A 26,049-nucleotide genomic window follows, 5' to 3' on the forward strand; every position below is an offset into this window, starting at 1 on the left:
TACAATGGGTCTCTCGTGCCGTAAAGCAATTTTTTCTAAAAAATAGACAAGATTCTTCACGAGGTCATTCTTGGTAACAGGCCCAATGTTTTCGACTCTACACTTTAAACGCAGTAGATTTCAAAAAGTTGCGGATTGCACAAAAAAAGTTTTGATTTTTTTTATGTATAGGTACAGTGCGGGTATTGAAGCCATTCAAAACCTTTTCAAACCGTTGATACAGCAGTGAATCTGGAATTGTGATCTCTGGTTTGTCTGTGCTACCAACGTTTATTTATACCCGCAACTTCAACCTATGAAGCGACAAAATTCACAAATAATAAAATAAAAAAGCACCCCTATTGGGATGCCTTTTGTGCAGTTCTGGAAATATAAGTTATTTAATCTTCATCGCGAGTTCAATAATTTGAGCACGCATATTTGGATCACTGTTCAATCTCAGATACATATCGTCAATTGGTTGTCTGTTCTCACGGTACGTTTTCTCATGCTTCATCGTTGTGTGAGACCATTCAATCAACTCATTCTCAGCCAGAACCAGATTGTTATACGCATCATGGAAGCCAGTGGACTGTACAAGCCCTTCCATAACTTCCTGAGAGATCTCCTGAGTCTTGCGTGTATCTTCCAACTTTTTCTCCAGAATGACTGCCTGCTTCTCAAACTGTGTCTTTGCCTTCATGTAGCCCAGCTGGGCTTTCGAATAAATCGGTTTCATTAGCTAACTTCACCCTCTAGATCATTGTGTATTTACCGTTATTGTATCTTAAACTCTAGCAAATTACAAAAATAGTTATTGGTAAAAATTCTGTTTCTTCTATTATAAAAGTACTCTATGTCAATTCATTGACAGCCATGAAAAGGACCTGCCCCTTTAGAGTAAGGGACAGGTCCTTCCTAAATTGATTCCATGTATCAAATGAATTAACTCAAGGTTTTAGGGAATAGACCTGTACTTTTCTTAAGCAGCTCTACAGCAATTTTAGCAGCTTCAGCACGAGTCATATTGCCTTTTGGATTGAATTGGAATTGTGCTTTCTTAGATCCAGCTACTGTAACCGGACTTCCATCCATAATTTTGGCTTTGGTTACGGCTTGTATAGCTGGTCGTGCATAATATTCGATTGAACCAGAATCCATAAATGACTTACCTAATGCTTGCGACAGTTTGTCGTCATTAGCAGCCAGTTTAGCATTCATGGCGCGGGCAATCATTACCGCCGCATCTTCTCTTGATATTGGTAACTGCGGCTGGAAGAAGCCGTCACTGCGTCCCGTAATGATACCTACACGTGCTGCAGTTTCAATAGCTTCATAGTTCCAAATCTCCGCTCCCGTACCTTTTCCTACATCACTGAAGGTCTGCTGTGTTGGCGTTGTAATTGGAATATTCATGCCTTTTACCAGCAACGTTGCGAACTCACCACGAGTTATACGATCATCTGCACCAAACGAATTACTCTTCAATGGCTTCATCAGACCTTTGGCATACATGGCATTAAGGTAGTTTCTTGCCCAAGGGTGATTAGTAATGTCCGCATAGCTTTTGCTCTGTTTCATTACTTTGTAATATCCAAATTCATCGAATGGGACTGTAATGGTATGTTTCTTCGTATCCACCTTGCCGCCAATTGGAACCCATGTCCCTGTTTTGGTTTTATCGGAAAGACGGAATACCGTAATTGTAGCACCAACATCATCCACAATAGACGGATCATAGTTCAAAATTAATGATCCTCGACTAGACGGTGTGAGAATACGCTCAGAAGCGAATGTAGAGAAGATCCCTTCCATACTGTAAGGAGTGAGACCATCCGTACCTGGTTTATAGCTGCTATCACTTTTGCTACCCAGTTCACCGACTCCACCATTAATCCAGTAAATATCTGAGATTAAGGTGAAGTCACCTGTGTCCAATGAAGATGCGAAATTCCCTGAGACAGCAAGCGGTATTTCAATTTTCGGCTTATTCTCTCCACCAATCTCGGTGTCATAACCATAATCATTGATCTTCTCTACAATCCCTTTTTTCGGTTCCGCAATACCAAACAACAGTTTGTTATTTGGATAAAACTTTGTTACACCGATTGAGTTTTGAGATTGTAACACAGTTCCTTTCGGGAAAGACAACTGCAAGTTTTTATTAAACGCCGTATATTTATTGGCAACCTTCGGAGCCATATACTCCGAATTTGTCGTTACTGCACTTGTATAGTAAATAGAGATCGTATCATTAATTTTCCCGCCTGGACGGGTAATTTCAATCTTCACTTTATTCTCTTTATCCGCCTTAAGATCTACATAATCAAGCACAAAACGATTGTTTAAGTCTGTACGTTTCTCAGCGATGTCTTTACCAATCTTCACTTGAGTTGCGCCTTCTGCTTCAATATCGAAGCGGACAAAGTTTTTATTAACAACGATCTGATCACCCACTGTAGGCTGTGGAGCTAATATCCGATAAGATGCTGGCTCACGTACAATCTCGATTCTTTGAGTAGAACGAGCCCCTGTGCTGTTAATTAACTCAAGTGTATACACTTGTGTTCCAGGCGCATCAAATTTCAAGCCGCGAATCCGGCCAATAAATGCATCTTGATTACCCGCAAAGTCTGACCCGGTATAATCAGCCGTATCGCCAGTATCTTTACTCTGAAGCACATTATCATTATTCAATGTTTGGCTGAAAATGACTTTTGATCCAAAGCTCAGATTTACATTCTGGGCCCCAGCACCTCTGAATACCAAGTCAAACTCTTTTTCACTCGTTACATATTTTTCATCTTTAAAGATAAAATCAGGAGTCACCGCAAAAATTCTGCTTAGCTTCTCTTGTGTGTAATTGCTAATTACCGAATTATCAAAAGACTCTCTGCTTGTTGGAATACGCGTTGGCATAAATGTAGATATGGTTGAATGATAAGTATCGATCACATTGATTTTCAGCAAGGTTGTAATTGTTTTGGGCCTTCCGCCCCCATCATCAACTACGGCACGAAGTTCAATCGTATTTTCTCCATAGTATATTGGACCATTCCGCTTGATCGGTAAGCTGAATTTGAATTTCTGAGTTTTTGGAAATTCGATTACAGGAATAGGTGTTGGAGGCTCAACATCTAAAGTAGGCCCCGTCACCAGTCCTGTGGCAGTCGTTGCAGTCAATTGACCATTCACAATCATCTCTGCTTTCAAAGCAGTCAGATCTTTGAAGCCAAGCAATTCTCCCTCTACATTAACGTATTGCTTCCCTGCAGAGGAGTCAAACTCATAAGTTTCTCCTGTTTGCAAGCTTCCAACATAGATCGAACTGATCGTTGCATAGGTAACTTCAACGAATTTAGACAGCTCAGGCTCTGGTGTATCACTGAAGGAGAAGCGAAGTTGCTGCTTACCACTTGCAAGACCATTAATTTCATATACTTGTTGTTTATCAGTTAATCCTAAGACAGTCGTAACTTTTGTCATATCCACCGTCTTAAGCCCTGATGGCAGATAAGCCCCTTTGAGAACAGGCTCTGGCGTCTTATCAAGTGAGCTACTCGATTCTACGAGAATATACAGTTTATCCTCTTGTAATGTCGCGCCGTTAAGCGGTACTTTGGACGTAATTGCAGTTCCTGGTTTGAAGTTAGGCAGGTAGTACAGGTTCGTGATGTCTTGTGAACCAGGCGAGTATAAATAACTGGTTGTATATTCTGCACTGAATTCACCCTGAGCTACCTTTACAGTAAGAGATTGATTCTTGCCTGCAGTCAAATCGTATACATCATTAGACGTAAATGATACTATTCGATATTTTACAGTTCTTCCGTCAGGCCCTGTAATCAACTTTTCATCATTAGCATTAATAATAACGTTGTAGGTTTGTCCTTGAACGGTCACTACACCTTCATCAGCGAATTTACCACTGCCTTCGGCATAAGGAATTAACACTTGTCCAGACAACTTTGCTGTGGTTTGGTTCGCTTCCGTAAATGTCACCTTTTCGTTTCTACTCAGTACTGATTTTTTTTCAGTACCAATCTCTACCTGAAGATCTATAAATGGTTTTGTTTTATCAAAGTAATAAACGATCCGTTCTGTTTCAATGCCGTTAGGCTGACCTTCAATTTTAAACTTCAGGATGTTTTTGCCCGGCAGCAACTTAATTTGTGATGCAAAAAAACTGCCATCTGAAGTAACTGGTGGATCAACAGGCTCTGCACCATTCACTGAAAGCGAAACCTGTGTTGCATTTTTAACCGTTCCTTGGAAATCGACACGTTCGGTATCAACTACCGTCTCAGTTCCCTCATTCAAGTTGTAGCTTACACCACCACCTGGAACAGTTCGATCTGTATATAGCACAAAATTCTCAATATAAGGAGCTGGATCATACATCACATAGAAGCTATCGGAGCTTTCTACAGAACTGTTACCCTGTGTTCCAATAAACGTAATCTTGTTAAAACCTGAAAATAGCGCAACATTATCTGCAGTAAAGCGATTACTTCCACTATCAGTAATAGCCGTTATGACAGAACGTGTCTCGTCTGGAATCCACTTTTTAAGAGTTCCTACTTCGACTAATTTCAGCTGTTCGACCTTTACCTTGAGACTAGAGCCACTGACCATTGCAAATGTACCTGTAATTGTCAACGATGAGGTAGGACTCTTGTACACCAAATCTCGGGACAGGAAATTGGAATTATCCTTCGATGGATCAAAAGTTAGCGAGAGTCTGGAGCTCTCCCGAATGGTTTGGTCCGAAGGTGTGAAGTATGTGGAAAATGCGTCAGCTGCCGAAGCAACGGAACCACCGAATAGACCTTGTGGGAACAATGAGAACACCATGGTGACCAACATGATCCAGACCAACGGCCGTTTCTTTTGTTGCATTAAATATCATCTCTCCTCTTTTTAAGTCAGTTACCTTTATATATCGGCAAAAGGTTCCAATTATTTAGTAAAAATCTCAAAATAAACAAAAAACCTTATCCACAAGGGATAAGGTTGGGTCTGGAATAATATTCAAAAATAGCTGTAACCATTACATTTATCTATTTATGATTTCGAACGGGTCTCCGGATTCAGCTTGACGCGCATGCGCATCAGGAAGTTGATAACCGGTCTTCTCGTCTTGCTAACAAGCCCGATAACTTCTGCCCCCACCTGGAGGAAGAACATCATGATACAGATGACCACAAACGTTACCCAGTTCGCTTCGAACATGGCAGCGGAAGATTGGATAATGGCCAGAACTCCGAAGAATGCGGCAATTCCATAAATGATCAGTACCGTCTGACGGTGACTGAATCCAAGTTCACGCAAGCAGTGATGCAGGTGACCTTTGTCCGGTGCGAAAATCGGTTTCCGTTGTACCGCACGACGGATAATCGCGAAGAAGGTATCCGAGAGCGGCACACCGATAATGATCAGCGGTGTAATAAAGGACACGATAGCAATTTGTTTGAATCCCAGCATGGACAGCATCGCCAGAGAGAAACCAAGGAATAGTGATCCGGTATCCCCCATGAAGATCTTAGCCGGGTGGAAGTTGAAGAAGAGGAATCCGATAATACTACCCAGCAACACAAGGCACATCAAGGCAATCATCATGTTACCCATCAGGAAGGACATCACGGCAATGGTACCAATTGCAATACCAGATACACCGGCTGCCAGACCATCCAGACCATCAATCAGGTTAATCGCATTCGTTACACCAACAATCCAGAAGATCGTCAGCGGAATGGATACCCAGGCTTCCAGTGAAGAGTAGGAATCCTGAAACGGAATGTTAACGAAATCTACCCGGATATTAAATCCGAATACAACGACAGAAGCAGCAACGATCTGACCAAGCAACTTCACTTTGGCTGACAGTTCAAACCGATCATCGAGTGCTCCGATCAGCACGATAATTGTTCCACCAATCAGAAACGCGCTGACAAAACTCATATCCCGAGTCGTGAACCATGCCGATACAAACGGAAGCAATGCAGCAACTGTAATAATAAAGGCCAGGAATATCCCCAGACCACCAAGACGAGGCATGATCCGTGTGTGTACTTTACGTGCATTCGGCGTATCCATTGCGCCAATGCGGACTGCGAACTTTTTGACAAGTGGTGTCAGGGCAAGAGCCAGTCCCATTGACACGATAAATCCAATGATAAAGATCGCTACCATTTGAACATTCGACCCCCAATTATAATACCTGTACGAAATTATAAATCCCCTGATCTCTTTTTATATATAAAATTATTTGTTAGTCACTTTTGATGAAAAATTTTGTTACACGATAACGGAGAGTGCAAGGAAAACTAGAGAAGTGTAACGTTCGCATTTATCACCGGATTTCATCCTTTGGAAAAGGATAAAAAGAAATCTGGGGATAACGGCGATCGACAGGTGCCTTGCAATCGTAGTGCCAAGTGTAACGCTTCTGTTTTCATGAGTGGCACACATGTAATCCGGAATGAATTATACGCTCATCACACCCGAAAAGCCATCCTCAATTTCTAGCAAAAACACGCATTTATCTCGCAATTACCTGTTTTTAACGGACTTTCGTCACGTTTTCTTTGTCACGCATCACCTTAACAGCGAATTTCGGAAGCGCAAGCATCCGGCCAGCCCGGCTTGGTTCACGCAATAAGCGATAGAACCACTCCAGTCTTAACTTTTGGAACAGGACAGGCGCACGTTTGGTTTTACCCGAAATCACATCAAAGCTTCCGCCAACGCCCATGGTTACGGGAACCTGCAGTGCATCTTTGTGCTTGTGAATCCACGGTTCTTGTGTGTCCGCCCCACGTGCTACAAACAACAGATCAGGTGCCGCTTCCCGAATGGAAGCGATGACCTGTTCATCCTCAGCCGGACCAAAATAACCGTCGCGATAACCCACAATTCGAATCGCCGGATATTGCTGTTGTAACCGAACTGCCGTTTCTTGAATCACCTCAGGGGTGGAACCAAGCAGATATACGCCCCATCGATAGTTTTCTCCAACACGCAGCAATTCATGTAAAAGCTCAAAACCCGGCACTCGCTCAGCTACAGGATCTCCACAATAGTTTGCAGCCCATACGACACCTGTTCCATCAGGAACAATCAATTCCGCAGCTTGCATAACTTCCATAATTGCGGGATTTTCCAATGCGGCCATAACCATAATGGGATTGGCTGTAATGACCTGATGTGGTGTCTGCTTGGACAGCACAGCTTCCTGGAGAACCTTTACCGTTTCTTTCATCGTCAGTTTGGAAAAAGGAATGCCGTAGATCGAAACGGTAGGTATTGATCCGGTCTGACTCATCTTTATCTCATCCTTTGCGGCCTAAATAGTTAATAATCTGCTGTGCAGGCACTCTGGCTTCCTGCTTCAGTTGGGTGATGCCTTCTTCATGTTCCTTCAACCACTGTGAACGTTGATCCAGCAGTCCAACAACAGTCTTGGCGAGTTTATCTCCATCGAGTGTATCCGTATTTCCTGCTGGTTCACTGTCCAGACGAAGCAGGAATTGATCAATTTTCGGATCATACGAGATACCCACCGGAGGCACATATTGCGAAGCTGCATAGATCAGACTGTGCAGACGCATACCGATGACGAGATCACACTTGCTGACTTCCTCCAGCATAAGCTGAGGGTCGGTCAGATCTTCTGTGATACTAATCTCGCTGCCTTTGCTGGTCACATCACCGAGCATTTCCATAAGGAATCGTGATGCCTGTTCATCCACTGGCAGATGAAATGGCAGAAAACGCAGGTGCACCGCTCTTTTGGAGCACAGCTTTTTCAATCCGGCGGCAATAGCCGTAAGTTCCTTCCGGTCTGACTCCCAGAAACGTACCGATACGCCGATCACAGGAAGCTTGGTATGTCCTCCAGTTGAAGGTTCCACTCGATTAGCTTGAGTAGCAGCATTTGCTGAGACAGCACCTACGCCCCTCTCAACTTTTGTTTCAGGTAATGGCAAACCCATTACGGGGTCGGGTACAACATGGATCTGATTCCACTGTAACCCGAGCCCACGCAGGTAATCTGCAGATTGTTCATCCCGAACGGATACATAGGTACAGGCCTTGAAGACCGATTTGATCATCGGATTGAAAATTTTACGATTCACTGGGCCAATCCCCTGTGCATAGATAAACGTTGGTTTTTTCAGCCACTGGGCCAGCTTGATTACACCCAGATAATAAGGAATGGATTTCAGTCCAGTTGCATCCTGCAATAGGCTTCCTCCGCCACTAATTAACCCGTCGCTCTCCTTGAGTGCTTCACGGACTTCCTTCAATTTCATACGATGCACGGAACGCACACCGTACATGGCAGTTGTCGACTCGGGATCACCCGAGAGAACAATAGGTTCAATCGTTATGTTCGACCTTTGGCTTTCCTCTTCCAGCGCTGTCAAAATCGACTTTAGCACCGCTTCGTCTCCGCTATTGCGGAATCCGTAATACCCCGAGATGACTAACTTTTGAGAAGTGGTGACCATTTTTTCCAACATCCTTCCGCTACTTGCCACACACCCACAGCAATGATACCGAAGATTAAGCCAAGTCCCAATCCCATCACTCCACGAATGAGTGACAATACAGCCGGCGTATGGATATGCGCGAACGTATCCACCATGGACAACTGTCCAATCGCTGCAATAATGAGCACAAAGATGACTTTACGATATTTTAAAGCGGCGAACACGCCAACGATAAATAGCGGGTGTCCCAGCATAAATTCTTTGAATCTCGGACGTACACCGAACGTATCTTCCAACGTGGTACGAAGGAACATCTCTAATGGTGTTACTGAACCCGAGTTGCCTGTACGGCTCAAATAATAGTATCCAACAACGGCAGCAACAAGTGCCAAAACAACCATTAACACATTAATTGGCATACGAAGCATTTCTTTAATTTTCTTAATAGAGAACGAACCCGAACCACGATAAAACACAATATAGATCGCTACCAGTGCCATCGGTGCAAAGTGCAACAGACTCACGCCGCGGAACTGGTTAATCACCAGACTGTACGTAATGCTGTTAAGCAATGCGATGACAAAAGGTACCGCCAGGAACGACAGAATTGACGTTCTTACATATAAAACTAATGTCTGTTTCAAACGACGACCCGCGGATGCGTCTGGTTGACGCTGTTGCTGATAGTTCACTGTACGAACGGCCAGCACCATCGCTATGGTCGGCGCGGCGATTGCCACAAGCAAGGCAATTCCTTGTTCCAGCAGCGTTGGTTTCAAAAGGAACAATCCTGCACTGCCCACCAAAGTAACCACAAATGCGATCAAGGTCAGTAGTGGGATAAAATAAGAAACCATAAGTGCAATCATGGCAATTGCACCAACAAGAGCAACCAGCTTGGCATAACGCTGAATCGAAGAATCCTTAACTGTAAATGCTTCAGCTTGTCCTAGCTCGAATCCATGCTTCGCCATGCGTTCTACGGCATGACCCGGCTCACCGAGGCTGTTGATCAGATTCTCAATTGGATCTGTAATCATGGCCTTTGCTGTATTCCGGCTTGGTGATGCATTCATATAGAGCATACGAATGTTGCGATCCTTGGTTGCGAGAACAAAACGGTCAGCAATCGTATCTACGTCCAGATTGGCATCTCCATCACTAAGCGAGTACAGACGCGTAACGTTGTAATCCGTTTTATACGCAAGAGTCTGGAAACCAGACTGTGGTTTCTTCAAGTTCTCGATGGCTGCAAGACCAATATTGTGCTTGTTCAGCAACTGTGCGAATTGGTCGAGACTTTTCATCTCTTCATTATCATTGTACCCTTTCACAGCATCACCATCAAACAAGATGCGCTTTACGCCATTCTCTTCGAAGAAGGTAAGCAAGCGCTCCATCGATTCCTGGCTGTATGGCACACTGTCCGAGATCCGCGGCAAAATGTAGAAACCTTTATCACGCAGCATCTTCACGGCAACCGGATCGGGCTGCAAAGGCTGCATGTTGGCATTCTCCGGAGGAGTCTGCAATATTAAGCCGCTACGACCTTCATATTCCCATGGTACTACCGGAATCTGCCGATCAGCGAACGTTTGTTCAATAATAGGGGTATACGTCTGTGCGTTTTCCTCCGATGTAAATAACACATACGTGTAATTTGCATTAGAAGGGATCACATCTTTGGTCAGGTTCGCGAGATCCTGGCCGTTATATACCATTAGTCGGCGTGTCTTTCTCAGCTCGTCCAATGTACTTTCGAACACAGCCATCGTTGTTACGCCTGCGTCTTTTAGACGAGTCAATTGTTCATTCATGAAATCTTGCGGATGTGCCTGATACGCTGAGATATCCAGCAGTCCTCGATAGTTGAAAACAAGTTCCACCTTTTTGGCAGAAGATTCTGTCTGCACCCGATCACTGATTACAGGGATGGACGCGACCAGACCGATGATAACGACGAGCCACAACCACTTCCGAGAAGCGTTATTCCAATAAAGCCATTTTTGACGCACTACATGTACCTCCTCAAGTGTTGGAACCAAATGCACGTTCAGCTCAAGTAATTCGTTCATTTAACATTTATACAATAGGTTACAAACAGCTTGTGTCAACAAGCCCTCTTATATGCTAGAACCATCTACACTTTTATTTCAAAGAAAAACCCCTCCGCCAACCAACCTTACGGTGCGGAGAGGCCTTCTCATGTTCTTGCTCATTGTTGCATTCGTATTATTGTGCGTCTACACGCGACATCACTGTAGTCACCAGACGCTCGATCCAGCTTTCCGCATCTTCCAAATTCTCTCCACGCACGGCGAAGTATACTTTGATCTTCGGTTCTGTTCCTGAAGGGCGCAAGCAGAACCATGAACCGTCTGCCAAAATGAACTTCAGTACGTCCGCCTTCGGAAGACCGTCCAGACCAAGGGAGTAGTCCAGTACATCTTGTACAGCAATTCCCGCTACTTCTTGTGGCGGATTGGAACGCCAGTCCGTCATTTTGGCTTGAATCTGAGCCACGCCGTCTTTGCCTTTCAGCGTACGGGACTCCAGCTTCTCCAAGAAATATCCGAATTGGTTGTACAGCTCTTGCAAGACATCATACAACGTCTTGCCTTGGCTCTTATAATACGCAGCTGCTTCAGCAATCAGCATCGAGGCAAGGACAGCATCCTTGTCACGGGCATAGTTACCGGAAAGGTAGCCATAACTCTCTTCATATCCGAACAAGAATGTATGACTGCCTGTTGCTTCGAACTGGTTCATTTTTTCACCAATATATTTGAAGCCCGTCAGTGTGTTCATCACTTCTGCACCGTAATGTTCGGCAATAACAGCACCCATCTCACTTGTTACGATTGTTTTGACAACCGCACCGTTGCTTGGCAATGTACCCGTCTCTTGCAGGCGACTGAGCAGGTAATGTACCATAATGGCACCAGACTGGTTACCGGACAAGACGAAATATTTGCCATCATTGTCTTTCACGACAGCACCCATACGGTCTGCATCCGGATCTGTTCCGATCAGAATGTCAGCGCCTACGGATTCTCCCAGCTTCATTGCAAGCGTAAACGCTTCGCGTTCTTCCGGGTTAGGGGATTTCACGGTAGAGAACTCAGCATCCGGCTGTTCTTGTTCAGCTACAATGTGCACTTGCTCGAATCCGATCTGCTCCAGCACGCGACGTACAGGGATGTTACCTGTTCCGTGAAGCGGTGTATAAACGATCTTGAAATCACGGCCTATGCCGGATTGAATCAGTTCGCGGCTCAGACTGCGGCTCGCTACGGTATCCACAAACGCTTGGTCTTGGTCTTCACCCAACCAGATCAGGAGTCCTTGAGCTTCTGCTTCTTCTTGCGTCAGCTTTTTCACGTCAGCAAGGGAAGGCACTTCCTGGATGTACTGAATGACTTTTTCCGCTTCATCCGGTACCAATTGACCGCCCTCATGATTGTATACTTTGTAGCCGTTATATTCCGGTGGGTTATGGCTCGCTGTTACAACGATCCCTCCAGTTGCCTTCTGATGACGCACTGCGAATGACAGCTCAGGAGTTGAACGCAGGGATGGGAACAGCTTGGCTACAATGCCGTTTCCAGCCAGTACAAGCGCAGCATCCAGTGTGAATTCAGGTGAAAAATGGCGGGAATCATGAGCAATGACAACAGAAGGTTTGCCTTCTTCGTCACCATGTTGCTCAAGCAAATAACGCGCAAATCCTTGCGTTGCCCGACCTACGGTGTAACGGTTCATCCGGTTGCTTCCGGCACCAATGACTCCGCGCAATCCCCCTGTACCAAACTCCAGGTTTCTGTAAAAACGTTCCTCCAGCTCTTTCGGCTGATCCTGCAAGTCACGAAGCTCCTGTTTCGTTGCTTCATCAATCGAAGCATCCTCCAACCATTGCTGCAACGTCTCTGCTGCTGCTGTGCTTAACTGTTCCATTCCGATAAACCCCTTCCGTCTATATAAATTCAGGTGTGCTGAGTTACTTCAGCATCTTGCATCATTCGGTCCGTCTACGTTCCTACATGATGTAAATGCTCACGTATGTAATCAGCTTGGGTCAGACAGTGCAAACATGATCTCGCCTTCAGCGACCACTTTGTCGTTCACTCGGGCAGTTGCTTTACCTTTACCAATAGAACCCTTCAGACGTGTAATCTCCACTTCCAGAATCAACGTATCTCCGGGCACAACTTGTCCACGGAATCGGAAGTTGTCCAGTCCCGCCAAAAAGCCGATTTTTCCTTTGTTGCCTTCCAAATTCAGAATGGCTACTGCACCAACTTGCGCCAGCGCTTCTGTAATCAGTACACCCGGCATTACCGGATACTCTGGGAAATGACCAATGAAGAAAGGTTCGTTAATGGTTACGTTTTTCAAACCAACGGCACGTTTGCCATCCTCAATCTCTAGAATCTTGTCCACCAGCAGAAACGGGGGGCGGTGCGGGATGATTTCTTGAATCTGTTTGATATCGAGCACAGTGTAATCTCCTCTCGGGATGTTTATATGAGCGTTCTTCATCATGGATTTTTCATATGCGCATAGGTGACCGTTACGGTTACGGATCGTTCTTTCGATCGCTGTTGTTTCCTAATGTTTCTGAACTATTTTTCAGATGGATAACATTAGGAAACAAAGGCGAGCGCTTCACTTCTTTCGAACGATTCCGTTCCCTTCACTGACTTTAGTGCGGACATGAAAAACCTGATTATGATCAAGTCGAAGCTCATATAAAAGGTTTTTAATTTTAAATTTTGTATGGAAAGCATATTTTCGGTTAACACTAGTTATATCCTTCATGACTGCAGTAGTGAAGGTTAAGATAAGGGGTCTCTCTTCGCGATGACGAATGTCTTTCGCAGGGGAGGCCTCTTTTGTGACGTCAAACGTCATCCATCATTATACTGTTTTCAACGTCAAAAAGAAAACTCCTGCCTGCGCAGGAGTTTTCGCTTAACTCGTTACATTATGGAGCGAATACCAGATTATATACATGTTCCCATGTACTCCATTGCCATACGGAACCGATATCCTGTTTGCCCAGTACCACATATCCAGCTACCATTCCGCCAGCGAGGGCAAGAACAAGCAGGACCGGAACCAGGAACCATCTTGCGATGCGCCATCCACTCTTCTTCTTCTTGACTTCCTTTTTCTCCGGCTTACTGTTTTGCTGCTGTGTTTCTGTCATCACATTCACCTTTTACGCTCTCATATTGTTGGCAAGACCCAACATGGAATCACTTGAAGTTAGCGCCTTCGCCGCCAGCTGATATGTCCGCTGTCCTTGCATAAGCAAAGACATCTCCTGTGTTAGATCAACATTAGATTGCTCCAGGAATCCTGGACGGATCAAGGCAGCTGCTTGACGTGTAGCTGCATTAGCGCCAAATACATCATCTTCGGTTAATCCCGCATCCAGACCAAACAGGTTATCCGCAAACTGCACCAGCCCCTCAGGACGTTCAATGTCTACCACTTGCAGCTGTGCTCCAATGGTTGCGTTGGCCGCATTACCACGTCGGATTAACAGGTTGCCATTTTCATCAAAAGCAACTTTGCTATTATTCGGTGCCGTAATACGATTGCCTTGACGATCCAGGGCAAAGTGGCCTTCGCCATTGACCATCACCATCATATCAGGTGAATTCGGAGTAGGCTTAGGTCTTGTATCAGGTACAAAATGAAATGCACCCTGACGTGTCCACATTTTCTCCCCATTCGCTTCAACTGCAAACATCGCATTTCCTTCAATGGCCAGATCGGTCGGAAGACCAGTCTCGTTCAAGGGGCCTTGAGACATATCCTTCGTTACATCTGCCAAACGAGCACCAAAACCGAGGTTATATCCCATCGGTGTGGAACGTCCATCCAGTTTGTACTTGTCCGGTTGTTGTTGAACCCGGGTCAGCACATCCTCGAATGCCGCCTGCTTGCTCTTATAGCCTGCCGTATTCACGTTGGCAATATTATCGGAAATGACATCCAGACGCTGCTGTATGGCAGTCATGGAAACCTTGGCACTAATCATGGAATTATTCATTGGTGGTATACCCTCCCTTGTGTCCTGTCCACCCTCCCAAACCCTCCCTAGTAGGGAGGGCCCCAGATGGCGCTGCCCTCTGGACTCCCGAAACAGGCGGATTAGGTAAGTGGGGTACGATCTTGCTAAGTGACAGTGGTGTGTGTTCGCCGCGACTGCCGTGCTATGATTCCCGCCATAGTTTCACATGGCTGAATCATAGCACGGCACGCTCTTTATGCTGCGTGTAGCTCCGCGTGGTCTCTTCCCTGCTTTGCTCCGCAAAGGACTGTCGAGACCGTCGCTACGCTCAGGTACTGCCACGCATTCCTCGCATAGGCTCGGCTGCGTCTAGGCTCTTGCGCTTCGCGTGAGCCTCTCTGCTTTGCTACGCAAAGGGCTGTCGAGACCATCGCTGCGCTCAGGTACTGCTACGCATTCCTCGCGTAGGCTCGGATGCGTTTAGGTTCTAGCGCTCCGCGTGGTCTCTTCCTTGCTTTGCTTCGCAAAGGGCTGTCGAGACCGTCGCTGCGCTCAGGTACTGCTGCGCAATCCTCGCATAGGCTCGGCTACGTCTAGGCTCTTGCGCTTCGCGTGAGCCTCTCTGCTTTGCTACGCAAAGGGCGTTTGGCTCTCCGCTGCGCGGTTATATTTAAACGTCGGCGTTATACACGCCCGACTTCATTGACGGCTTTATCCAGACTGCGGTCGTAGAATTGTACGATCTTCTGGTTTGCTTCATACGCCCGGAATGCGGCGTTCATATCAACCGTTGCCTGTGAGGCATCCACATTGGAACCTTCCAGGTATCCCTGACGGATCTGCACATTATCACCAGCAGCCATCATCCGGGACGTTGCCCCGTTTGCATCGCTGAGACTGAAATTGCCATTACCTTGACGAACCAGTTGATTCGGTTGGTCAATGACACTAATGCCAAGAGTAACCCCTGTCGGTGCACCCGTTGCTGCATCTACCAAACGGCCTTGCTCATCCACTTTAAATTGCTCTACGGAACCTGTCAACACTACAGGTTGTCCATTATTATCCAACACTTGTGAACCTGTTGAACTCAGCAATTGTCCCGTTCCAGTGATCTCGAAGTGACCATCGCGTGTATATCCGGTGTTACCTTCTGCATCCTGAACTGTAAAATACGCCTGGGGCTGGTAAGTCACCGTGCCGTCGGCCCGTACAAATTTGCCTGATGCGTCAAACGGGACAGGTTGTCCAGTCTGCGGATCATTGACAGTCATATTGGATGAAATGGAAAAATCGTTTTTCTGCCCAGTCTCCATAATGGTCCCCTGCAAATTCATGGACAAACTCTCTTCCGCGAACACCCCCGTGTTCAGCTTGCCCAGCCGCTTTGTTGGAAGATTTGCATCTCCGCCTACCAAAGTAATGAGCATTTCCGGGAAGGAACGGCTTACGCTGTTCACCTGTTTATATCCCGTGGTGTTCATATTTACGATATTCTGTGTTGCTGTGTCATGGCGGCGTTGTTGCGTAATCATTCCCGCAGTAGCGGTGTACAGACCTCTTAACATGAATTAACCCCTCTCCTCAAGCGCTTGACCTGCATCACAGGTTGGCTGCTTGTCCGTTCTGCTTTCCGAGCGTGGCGAACCTTTGCTATTTATATCGGCAGATTAGAACTTTTTCTTAACCACCTGATCCAAATTATTAAGCATTATGCCTGTCCCCTTCACGACACAGTGCATCGGATCTTCCGCAACCCATACCGGTACATGCAATTCATTGGACAAAAGCTCGTCCAGTCCGTTCAGCAACGCACCTCCGCCAGTCAATACAACACCACGGTCGATAATGTCCGCTGACAATTCAGGCGGTGTACGTTCCAATACCGATTTGGCTGCCACGATGATGGATTGCACGGAATCCCAAAGTGCTTCCTGTACTTCATTTCCCGATATCGTTACGGTAACAGGAAGGCCGGATACCATATCGCGTCCGCGAATGTCCATCTCTGTTTGATGTCCACCCGGATGTACGGTACCAATCGCAATTTTGATATCTTCAGCGGTCCGTTCACCGATCATGAGCTTGTACTTGGCTTTGATAAACTTGATAATGGCTTCGTCGAACTTGTCCCCTGCGACTTTAATAGAAGAGGCGGTGACCACGTCGCCCATAGAAAGGACTGCAACGTCAGTCGTACCGCCGCCGATATCCACGACCATATTGCCGCTCGGCTGAAAAATATCCATTCCCGCACCGATCGCTGCCGCTTTCGGCTCTTCTTCCAGAAACACTTCTTTGGCACCGCTGCGTTCTGCCGCCTCACGGATGGCCTTCTGCTCCACGGAAGTAATGTTCGTTGGTGCACAGATCAGAATTCGAGGGTGGCTGTACCAGCTTCTTGCACCCACACGATTAATGAAATGTCTGAGCATCGCTTCTGTAATCTCGAAGTCCGCAATAACGCCGTCACGCAGCGGTCTAATGGCAACAATGTTACCTGGAGTACGCCCCACCATACGACGCGCTTCTTCCCCAACAGCAAGGACACGCTTCGTATCTCTTTCAATGGTCACGACGGAAGGTTCATCGAGGACAACCCCACTTCCTTTCACGTGAATAAGCACGTTGGCCGTGCCAAGATCAATACCGATATCCTTGCTAAACATAAAAGAGCCCCCAAAGTGATATTATTTGGTCAGCGTATCCTGTGAAAAAGAGTCCCTTATCACGTCACCGCTCGTTCGACAAAGTGCAACATATATATGTAAAAATCGGGCTGATAAGATGTCATAATTCGATCCTGTACCAGCATTTAACATATCATACTTCAGGGGAGGGATTCAATGCATGTGTGAGCTTTTTGGCCTACGTCTTTGTGAAGATGCTTACGATTTGGCGGAAGCCAACACCTCACGTTTCTTGCCACTCGTTTTTTTGTATTTAATTTTGGTCGCTTCACCGCCCCGCAAATGGCGGATCGACTTGTGATACTCCAAAATGTGTTTCACCTGGTCAGCAAGATCAGGGTTGATTTCCGGCAGACGCTCCGTCAGATCCTTATGCACAGTACTCTTTGACACGCCGAATTCTTTGGCTATGGTACGGACCGTATTCCTCGTCTCAACAATGCAGCGACCAATTTTGATGGTCCGTTCCTTGATGTAATCGTGCACGCTCCCGCCTCCCTACTGTGTGGATAGTTTGGTACATTATATGAGGAGCATGCCTATATATTCGCGGTTTAGAGGTGTGACAAGCTTCGAAGGTCCCATTATTTTCTGAAAAGCACAAAAAGAGCAGAGGTTTAACCCCCTGCCCGTCATGTTGCTGCGGTAAAATTCATTTATTTTTCCGGAAGATATCCTTGCGGGTTAACTGGCTGTCCGTCTTCGTACACTTCAAAGTGAAGATGGTTGCCAAGCGTTTTACCCAATTCATTGACGCCAGCGGATGCAATCGCATCTCCCTGTTTCACTTCGTCGTCCTGTTTCACTTTGACGTCTGCCAAGCTTTGGTACACCGTCTTCAGGTTATCGCTATGTGTGATTTCCACAACTTGACCTGTGAGCGGATTTTGCTCAACCCGGGTAACTTTACCGGCGAGTGCTGCTTTGACTTCAAACGTTTTGTTATCCCCACGTGCCAGATCCACACCCGTGTTCGGGATGAATGTATCATTGTACTGCACCATTGCCGCTTCATGTTCCTCGGTTGAAGCTTCGCTATCATAGAAAGGTTTCACTACCGAAATTTCGGACGGTACCGCTACCGGCCATACAAAATCCTCCGACTTTGCAACAACTTCCACACTTTCTTCTTCTCCACCTACTGCTGTTCCTTCTGTACCCGCCGATGCGCCTGTTTCTACTACCCCGCTAGCAGGGTCCGAGTTTAGCGTTTTGTCGCCTGTGCCCTGATAGACCCACACTAAGGTTAGTATAATGCCTGCTGCTGCGATGTAGGCTGCCGGGAAGACCCAGCGTTTGGACATTGCTCTTTTCCATGAAGAGGGCTGACTAGCCGGTACTCCTTGAGTTGTTTTAGGAGTTTCTTCTTGGTTTGTTTTTTTGTTTTGTTCATTCATGTTAATCACCTCAGTAACAAGTGTTACCGGGTGCAACTCTTTTATACACGCGCGACTCTAATTATTTTCACGGAGGTTTCAGAGAGTGCTATATATGTGGGGGGTGAGTGGTTAGTGCGTGCGCCGCTTCGGGGCCAGAAAACCTTTCGACCAGCTGTTATCCCCGGATTTCCTGATTATTTCTCCCAAAGGAGAAATCCGGTGATAAAGGCGGCCGCTTCGCTTCTACAGGTCTTTTCTGTCCCCTGCGCTCCCCATACGGCTAGCACTCTCCGCATATATAGCCAAATCTCGAAAGCTCCGGAATGGGTGTTGGTAGACTGGTCCGGATTGGCTGTAGAGGCCAATCCTTCTATGAAGTGCATTTATCGGTGAGAGCGAAATGATATAGGATGTGACTGGATAATACAGATGTAAGGTGCTCTAGGTTCGTTAAAGTGAGATTAGAGATTGGCGATGCCACATCAATAATAACTGTTCAATACAACATTTAGATTTAAAAGAAGCTGAATCATGATTGGTTACAGTATAGTTAGAAGTTGCTCGGTAGACAGGGAACATAAATCAATTTTTTAACCTTAGGGTTTGGAAACTTGATTTCAACGTTCTGATTTTATTTTTGGCTCGGCTACTTATTGCGAATGAGCATGTAGTGAATGGCAGTACCCTCAATTTTGCTAATGATTAGATAATAAAATATTTCTAACGAACTCAGACGGCCTTATTGGCGGGGAAATCGTGGCTTAGGAATTCTAACGAACCCTAGACACGCTAATTACTCTCATGGGCGCTATTATGGCTCAAATTCGGTGGTATATCGTGATATAACGCGTCTGAGATTCGTTAGATTTTCAATTCGTTGTGATAACGCCTGATAAGTTCTCTCAGATTCGTTAGCACGACTGGTATATGGGAAGTCTGATGAGTTCCAAACCTAAACCGCTCTCATTCCCATACTTTTGCACACATTCCCTACCCAATCGAATTATTTTTCTTTATCCGTGTTCATCTCTCCTACTTCGATGCGAGCATCTTGGATGCCTGTCCGAATGAAATGCCGGTATAGTAGTGTTTGAGAATTTGGGTGGCCGTGTGTCCCTCCTGCGCCATGCCGTTTGCTCCCCATTGGCTCATGCCAACCCCATGACCGTAACCGTACGTTGTAATCTGGATTTCGTCACCTGTGGTCTTCCAACTGAACTGGCTGGATCTTAATCCAAGCAGTTTACGAACCTCGGGTCCGCTGAATGTCTCACCCGCGATCTGCATTTCCTTAATCCGATGTCCTTTGGTTGTAGACAATACTTCCATCCACGATCCACCCTTCTGGGCGGTAACCGGAATGGCATCCAAGTTTAACTTTTGCAGAATCTCGTTACGCTTCATGGTGACGGTCTGCTTGAATCCTGGTGCCAGGTTTTTGTCCCACGGACTGTCTACACTTTGCAGATACGGCACAGCGTTTCCCCATACATCCTCCGCATTCTCGGTATATCCATTACTTGTGGAAAAAAAGGATGCGGTGATTGCCTTGCCCTGATATGTCATCACCGTATCTCGACTTTCGCGTACAGCCTGTTGCAGCTTCTCCCATTCCTTAGCCTTCCCTAGACGCGTCCAATCCGATTCCACCTGATCTGGCGGAATAAACACCTGATGGCTGACCGTATCCGTCACATCCGCCGCACCTGATGGAACACCGCTTGTATCACTCGCAGCTAACCTACGCACGATAAATGTACGAGCTGCTATTGCCTGCGCCTTTAACGCCTCCAGTCTGAATTCCGCAGGCATCTCAGCTGCCACCACCCCGGTAACATAGTCTTCCAATGGCAGATTCATCGTTGTGCCCGTTGCAGACAGGTATACGCGCACTTTAGGTTCAGGGTACGTAACAGGAACGGCTGGCGCAGGAGCTGGGGTTCTTGTACTGCTTGAATCTGTTGGAGCAGGGATCGGCTTTGGTGATTCGCTTGTCCGCGGCCATACCAGAATTACCGGAATCAGCAGCGCCATCGCCAATAAGGCAGATACAGCGGCAGCGGGTTGCCATCGCGTCGTATTACGTCCCCATCGGGGTTTTCGTCCAAATGTCCGCATTCGGCGACGCTTCACTCGGCGGAACTGGTCCAGCTCAATAACAGGTATATGAATATGCTCGGTTGTCTTTCGGTTCAGTTCATCTGCCGACACCCGTCCTGGATTGGATAATCTTGCAGGCTGTGATGGAACAGTCCTCAGGTTCAATGGGGCAGGCTTGTCTTTTTCCACTCCAGAAACGGTATTTCCCTCCGGCTCTTGCATACCTGGACGAGGGACAAGGGGTACCTTTACCTGTACACGAGCTTCTTTCATTCGAATATAACCCTCCGTTATCTATGGCCGGTCATGTGCCGGTCGTGTTGTATCAAATCCATAGTTTAGGTTATGAGCTGGCTTGATCTGATAGAACCTGATTTGAGAGAAACGAGGCCCTTTTCGTTCTGTTCAATTTCTTATTTTCTTTTGCTATGTACATCTTAGAAACGTTGATCTGTCGCTGTATACCGGTGTTTAGCTGGATCCGACACCCATATAAAGTACGCTCTTTCATTTGGTTCAGAATCGATACAGAATACGATGTTATGCTATACAAGTTAGGACCAGCTATTAATAGAATCAGGTATCAAATATCTCGTTGTCTTCTTAAAAGTAAACACAAAAAAAGCCAAGCCAGATGGCTTAGCTTTATCATTTTTGACAATTACGTTCCATCGCATTCATAATCCACACAACCGTGTGACTTATAATAGAGGGACCATATTTTTTCTATTCAATCCAGTGTTAAGCCAAAGTTGGTTGCACCTTAAACATCGGTACTTCTTTCTCCACTTTTTCACTAGGTGCTTTGGTTGCTTCCAGCTTAGGCTCATCAACCGAGATCCGATAGATGTCAGCGCCAAGTCCGTTAAGCTTCTCAGCGAGATGTACATAGCCACGGTCGATGTGATGAACACCGCCCACTTCCGTTGTACCTTCAGCAACAAGACCTGCAATAATGAGTGCGGCACCCGCACGCAGATCGGTAGCCGTTACTTTGGCACCCTTCAGTTTGGCATTACCTGTGACGATGGACGAACGTCCTTCAACTTTGATCTCCGCATTCATCAATTGGAATTCATCCACATGCATGAATCGGTTTTCAAAAACAGTCTCTGTCACGACACTTGTTCCTTCAGATGCAAGCAAAAGTGCCATCATCTGGGATTGCATATCTGTCGGGAATCCTGGGTATGGTAATGTTTTCACATCCACAGCCTTAAGAGGGCGATCTGCGATTACACGCACGCCATTCTCATCCGGTTGGATTGTAACACCCATCTCTTCAAGCTTCGCGATAACGGAGCCTAAATGATCAGAGATTGCACCTTCAATGTACACGTCACCACCCGAAATTGCAGCAGCAGCCATATACGTACCAGCTTCTACTCGATCCGGAATAACGGTGTGTGTTACGCCTGTCAGTTTCTCCACACCTTCGATGCGGATCACTCCAGTACCAGCACCACGTACGATGGCACCCATTCCATTCAGGAAGTTGGCAAGATCCACAATCTCAGGTTCTTTTGCCGCGTTCTCCAGAACAGTTACACCTTCGGCCAATGTTGCAGCCATCATAATATTTTGAGTGGCACCTACGGAAGCCACATCCAGATAAATTTTCGCGCCACGCAACCGACCTTGGCTACGAGCTTCGATATAACCTTGGCCCAAGCTGATCTCTGCGCCCATGGCTTCAAAACCTTTCAAATGCTGATCAATAGGCCGTGTACCGATGGCACATCCACCAGGAAGTGAGATTCTTGTATGACCCATACGAGTCAACAAAGGCCCCATGACCAGGAAAGACGCCCGCATTTTACTTACCCATTCATACGGGGCTTCACAGGAAGTAAGTTTCTCCGCATTTACGGTAATCACTTCGTCCCGGTATGTAACTCCCGCTCCCAGCGATTCCAACACCTTGTTAATCGTCATCACATCGTCTAGAGGAGGCGCGTCAATAATAACGCTTTGTCCTTCTTCCCCTAAGAGAGAGGCAGCGATGATCGGAAGAACAGAATTTTTAGCGCCGCTAACTTTGACACTTCCGGTCAACCTTTTGCCACCGCGGACGATAAATTTGCTCATCATGGTTCCCTCCGCGCTTTTATTCCCTTTTCTTCATTCCGGAATACGTAAGCCCCACTATGCTAGAAAGGACTGTTGCTGTGTGTGGAATTTCGACATATTCTGGCATATTGCCACAGATGTCTGTTCAGAAAAGAATTGGTTTTTATAATCCATATCAATGATACCATGTGCCGTGCATCTTGCTATTCAGCATGTAAAATCAGTTTCTTACAAGCCAGCAGAGCATCAGAACAGACAGAGTGGGATGGTTATTAGCCGGCATGAACCGGATATCCCGTTTATAACTACAAAATAAGTGAACAATTGTGAATTCCCTAACTTCCATCATAACATTGTTGAATTGTACGATACAAGCATTTTTACATAAAACATCTCAAATTCATCCAATTTTACGTCACATTTTTTTCTTAATTTCTTTACCGACAACTCATACTCTAATTGTTAACACAATTAATCGATGTTATTCGACAATGAGCAGCTTGAAGAACCTAACAGATGATTAACCAACCATCTCAACATTAAAACAAATTACGCAACATTTGAGTCCAGGACAAGTAGTCAATGACAAAGCCAGCAACGGCATGCCCCAAAATGATGGCGAGCAACAAATGCAACAGTCTTCCCTGAGCACCTCGTGGTTGCCTGATGATTAAATCCAGTTTGAGATTTGTCAAAGCCCACCAAGACAACGCTATACATAACAGGGAGACGATGATTGAGACCAAGCCGTTGGTGCTTAACGCCTGGTTCACCTGATTCGTCAGATCAGTATCCATATATTCTTTACCTCCACATTTGTTGCAGCGATCAGCATATCATATGCCCGGCACCCATAACTTGTTAGTATACTGGAATGTCTTAAGCACAACATACTGAGCTTACTGTCAGATTTATTCCTGCCAGGCAGGAATCTCCTGATGCCCAATCACCGAGCAGCAACAATGCGGCTGTGCATGACTATGGAATCTACTACGCAGCTTCCTGCTTCTGCTGACTCTATGGAATATAGGCTCTTTCATCATACATTGTCAATTACATTGATTTCCACTTCTAAAATAGTTTAATTTTAAAATGCCGGGATTTTGTGACTAAAACGACATAAAAGAGCGCTATTTCGATATCGATTCTGTCATTTCCTCGGAAATAATTTAAATTTACTCATGAAAAAAATGGTTCTCTTAGTGGTAAATGCGCCCACTACTTTAGTCCTACATTCTATTCAAATCCTCATAATCGGTGAATATTTTGCTTAAAATACTTCTGTTCACTGAAGGAATAGGATGGATTTGTGGTCAGCCCTTTTGATATATTCGATAAAACAATTCTATCAAACAAACTCAAAAAAGCCCGGCAGACTAAGCCGCCAGGCTTCAAAGAATCGTTTATTTGCCGAACACATTAATCCGGTTAACCGCTTTTTGCAGCGCAATCTCTGCACGACGGTGATCAAAGTGGTCCTGATTGCTTTGGCTTGCAAGCCGACGTTCTGCCCGCTCTTTCGCCGCACGCGCACGATCCACATCAATGCTTTCCGGGAATTCAGCACTCTCTGCGAGTACAACAACCTTATCTTTACGAACTTCGATAAACCCGCCACCGATAGCAACTCGTTTATTTTCTTTTCCGTTATGGATATAGATTGGTGCAATCTGCAAAGGTGTAACCATAGGAATATGACCTGGCAGAATGCCCAGTTCCCCTTCAATACCACGAGCCGTAATGCTATTCACCTGTTCTGAATAGACCAAACGCTCGGGTGTTACGATTTCCAACAAAAAGGTGCTCAATTCCATCCCTCCTGAAATATCCGAAGGATAGCCCGCTTCATAAGGACAATCCTGGATTCAGACTAAACCAGTGTTTTGGCTTTCTCCACTGCCTCTTCAATTGTACCAACAAAGAGGAAAGCTGCTTCCGGAAGATCATCATACTTACCTTCGAGAATCTCTTTAAAGCTGCGCACCGTTTCTTTAACTGGAACGTATTTACCCGGAATACCGTTAAATGCTTCAGCAACGTGGAAAGGCTGGGACAAGAAACGTTGGATTTTACGAGCACGGTATACAAGCGCTCTATCTTCTTCACTCAACTCGTCCATACCCAGGATTGCAATGATATCTTGCAATTCATTGTAACGTGCCAAGATACGTTTAACGCCTTGAGCTACGCTGTAGTGTTCTTCACCTACAACTTCAGGGGACAAGATCCGGGAGCTGGAAGCCAGTGGATCTACCGCAGGGTAGATACCCATCTCGGAAATTTTACGCTCCAAGTTCGTCGTTGCATCCAAGTGGGCAAACGTCGTTGCAGGAGCCGGGTCAGTGTAGTCATCCGCAGGCACGTAGATGGCCTGGATGGATGTTACAGAACCTTTTTTCGTTGATGTGATACGTTCTTGCAGTTGACCCATTTCTGTTGCCAGCGTAGGTTGGTAACCTACCGCGGAAGGCATACGTCCAAGCAAGGCAGATACTTCTGAACCCGCTTGGGTGAAACGGAAGATATTATCGATAAAGAGCAACACGTCACGGCCTTCTTCATCACGGAAGTATTCCGCCATCGTCAGACCTGTGAGGGCTACACGAAGACGTGCGCCTGGAGGCTCGTTCATTTGTCCGAAGACCATTGCTGTTTTGTTGATAACGCCGGAATCACTCATCTCGTGATACAAGTCATTACCTTCACGTGTACGCTCACCAACACCCGCAAATACGGAGATACCGCCGTGCTCTTGTGCGATGTTGTTGATCAATTCTTGAATGGTTACCGTCTTACCTACACCGGCACCACCGAAGAGACCGATTTTACCACCTTTAGCGTAAGGAGCGAGCAAGTCGATAACTTTGATTCCTGTCTCCAGCATCTCTGCTTGGGTAGTCAGTTCATCAAATGCAGGTGCTGAACGGTGAATCGGATTCTTGTGCTCAGCAGCTACGGCACCGCCAGTATCAATTGCTTCGCCGAGTACGTTAAATACACGACCCAGTGTTGCTTCTCCGACGGGTACAGAGATTGGTGCTCCTGTATCTAAAGCTTCCATACCACGAACAAGTCCATCCGTGGAGGACATCGCAATACAACGTACTCGGTTGTCACCCAGATGTTTCGAAGCTTCGAGTGTAAGGTTTACACTAACGCCGCTCTCACTTACTGTAGTGATCGTAATGGCATTGAGGATTTCCGGCAGACCGCCGCGATCAAACTCGACGTCAACAACCGGACCCATGATGCTCACAACGCGTCCTTTGTTCATCTTAACGTTCCCCTCCTACAAGCCTGCTACTTTTGCAAAA

General features: G+C 46.1%; 20 protein-coding genes. 1 reads left to right on the plus strand and 19 read right to left on the minus strand.

The window, feature by feature from the left end:
- Window positions 1–376: 376 nt before the first annotated feature.
- Together MHH92_RS27425 and MHH92_RS27430 are read right to left on the minus strand one after the other, a co-directional pair.
- The gene (locus MHH92_RS27425; RefSeq protein ID WP_036612519.1) at window positions 377–718 is read right to left on the minus strand and encodes a hypothetical protein; all 342 of its coding nucleotides are present in this window, start codon (window positions 716–718) and stop codon (window positions 377–379) included.
- Between the two features lie 206 nt (window positions 719–924).
- A complete protein-coding gene (locus MHH92_RS27430) occupies window positions 925–4,638 on the minus strand; it encodes an S-layer homology domain-containing protein (RefSeq protein ID WP_340907226.1) in 3,714 nt (1,237 codons plus the stop codon).
- A gap of 16 nt (window positions 4,639–4,654) precedes the next feature.
- Between MHH92_RS27430 and MHH92_RS27435 the strand changes: the two genes are divergently transcribed.
- Window positions 4,655–4,903, plus strand: coding sequence for a hypothetical protein (locus MHH92_RS27435; RefSeq protein ID WP_340907227.1), 249 nt, complete (start codon window positions 4,655–4,657; stop codon window positions 4,901–4,903).
- A 140-nt stretch (window positions 4,904–5,043) separates the two neighbouring features.
- Here the strand turns inward: MHH92_RS27435 and MHH92_RS27440 are convergent, their stop codons facing one another.
- From MHH92_RS27440 to atpD, 17 genes are all read right to left on the minus strand, one after another.
- Window positions 5,044–6,171, minus strand: coding sequence for a glycosyltransferase family 4 protein (locus tag MHH92_RS27440; protein WP_036667762.1), 1,128 nt, complete (start codon window positions 6,169–6,171; stop codon window positions 5,044–5,046).
- A gap of 370 nt (window positions 6,172–6,541) precedes the next feature.
- Window positions 6,542–7,303 carry a WecB/TagA/CpsF family glycosyltransferase gene (locus tag MHH92_RS27445; protein WP_076254027.1) on the minus strand — a complete coding sequence of 254 codons (762 nt, stop codon included), beginning with the start codon at window positions 7,301–7,303 and terminating at the stop codon, window positions 6,542–6,544.
- Between the two features lie 7 nt (window positions 7,304–7,310).
- The gene (gene csaB / locus MHH92_RS27450) at window positions 7,311–8,492 is read right to left on the minus strand and encodes a polysaccharide pyruvyl transferase CsaB (RefSeq protein ID WP_340907229.1); all 1,182 of its coding nucleotides are present in this window, start codon (window positions 8,490–8,492) and stop codon (window positions 7,311–7,313) included.
- Window positions 8,468–10,489, minus strand: a complete 2,022-nt coding sequence (locus MHH92_RS27455) for a DUF5693 family protein (protein ID WP_340907230.1) — start codon at window positions 10,487–10,489, stop codon at window positions 8,468–8,470. Before MHH92_RS27455 ends, csaB begins: the two co-directional genes overlap by 25 nt.
- Window positions 10,490–10,706: 217 nt before the next feature.
- Window positions 10,707–12,428 (minus strand): phospho-sugar mutase, encoded by a 1,722-nt coding sequence (locus MHH92_RS27460; RefSeq protein WP_340907231.1) that lies wholly within the window; start codon window positions 12,426–12,428, stop codon window positions 10,707–10,709.
- A gap of 111 nt (window positions 12,429–12,539) precedes the next feature.
- Complete coding sequence (gene fabZ, locus MHH92_RS27465) at window positions 12,540–12,971, minus strand: 3-hydroxyacyl-ACP dehydratase FabZ (RefSeq protein ID WP_036613058.1); 432 nt, start codon at window positions 12,969–12,971, stop codon at window positions 12,540–12,542.
- A gap of 487 nt (window positions 12,972–13,458) precedes the next feature.
- Window positions 13,459–13,683 carry a DNA-directed RNA polymerase subunit beta gene (locus MHH92_RS27470; RefSeq protein WP_017691949.1) on the minus strand — a complete coding sequence of 75 codons (225 nt, stop codon included), beginning with the start codon at window positions 13,681–13,683 and terminating at the stop codon, window positions 13,459–13,461.
- Window positions 13,684–13,695: 12 nt separating this feature from the next.
- Window positions 13,696–14,535, minus strand: coding sequence for a flagellar hook-basal body protein (locus MHH92_RS27475; protein WP_076319216.1), 840 nt, complete (start codon window positions 14,533–14,535; stop codon window positions 13,696–13,698).
- 644 nt (window positions 14,536–15,179) lie between these two features.
- Window positions 15,180–16,064: a flagellar hook-basal body protein gene (locus tag MHH92_RS27480; RefSeq protein ID WP_105600129.1), complete on the minus strand. Its 885-nt coding sequence runs from the start codon at window positions 16,062–16,064 to the stop codon at window positions 15,180–15,182.
- Between the two features lie 102 nt (window positions 16,065–16,166).
- Window positions 16,167–17,165, minus strand: a complete 999-nt coding sequence (locus MHH92_RS27485) for a rod shape-determining protein (RefSeq protein WP_036612542.1) — start codon at window positions 17,163–17,165, stop codon at window positions 16,167–16,169.
- 219 nt (window positions 17,166–17,384) lie between these two features.
- Window positions 17,385–17,672, minus strand: coding sequence for a sporulation transcriptional regulator SpoIIID (gene spoIIID / locus MHH92_RS27490; RefSeq protein ID WP_024632710.1), 288 nt, complete (start codon window positions 17,670–17,672; stop codon window positions 17,385–17,387).
- A 170-nt stretch (window positions 17,673–17,842) separates the two neighbouring features.
- On the minus strand, window positions 17,843–18,583 hold the full coding sequence (locus MHH92_RS27495; protein ID WP_340907236.1) for a M23 family metallopeptidase: 741 nt from the start codon (window positions 18,581–18,583) through the stop codon (window positions 17,843–17,845).
- Between the two features lie 1,014 nt (window positions 18,584–19,597).
- Window positions 19,598–20,938, minus strand: a complete 1,341-nt coding sequence (spoIID, locus tag MHH92_RS27500) for a stage II sporulation protein D (protein WP_340907237.1) — start codon at window positions 20,936–20,938, stop codon at window positions 19,598–19,600.
- Between the two features lie 468 nt (window positions 20,939–21,406).
- A complete protein-coding gene (gene murA, locus MHH92_RS27505) occupies window positions 21,407–22,753 on the minus strand; it encodes a UDP-N-acetylglucosamine 1-carboxyvinyltransferase (protein ID WP_017691942.1) in 1,347 nt (448 codons plus the stop codon).
- 521 nt (window positions 22,754–23,274) lie between these two features.
- Entirely contained in the window at window positions 23,275–23,532 is a 258-nt protein-coding gene (locus MHH92_RS27510; protein WP_017691941.1) for a DUF1146 family protein, read from the minus strand.
- 606 nt (window positions 23,533–24,138) lie between these two features.
- A complete protein-coding gene (locus MHH92_RS27515) occupies window positions 24,139–24,543 on the minus strand; it encodes a F0F1 ATP synthase subunit epsilon (RefSeq protein WP_036612555.1) in 405 nt (134 codons plus the stop codon).
- A 62-nt stretch (window positions 24,544–24,605) separates the two neighbouring features.
- Complete coding sequence (gene atpD, locus MHH92_RS27520; RefSeq protein ID WP_047840699.1) at window positions 24,606–26,009, minus strand: F0F1 ATP synthase subunit beta; 1,404 nt, start codon at window positions 26,007–26,009, stop codon at window positions 24,606–24,608.
- Between the last annotated feature and the right edge of the window lie 40 nt (window positions 26,010–26,049).

Source organism: Paenibacillus sp. FSL M7-1414 (assembly GCF_038003195.1).
GTDB lineage: Bacteria > Bacillota > Bacilli > Paenibacillales > Paenibacillaceae > Paenibacillus > Paenibacillus amylolyticus.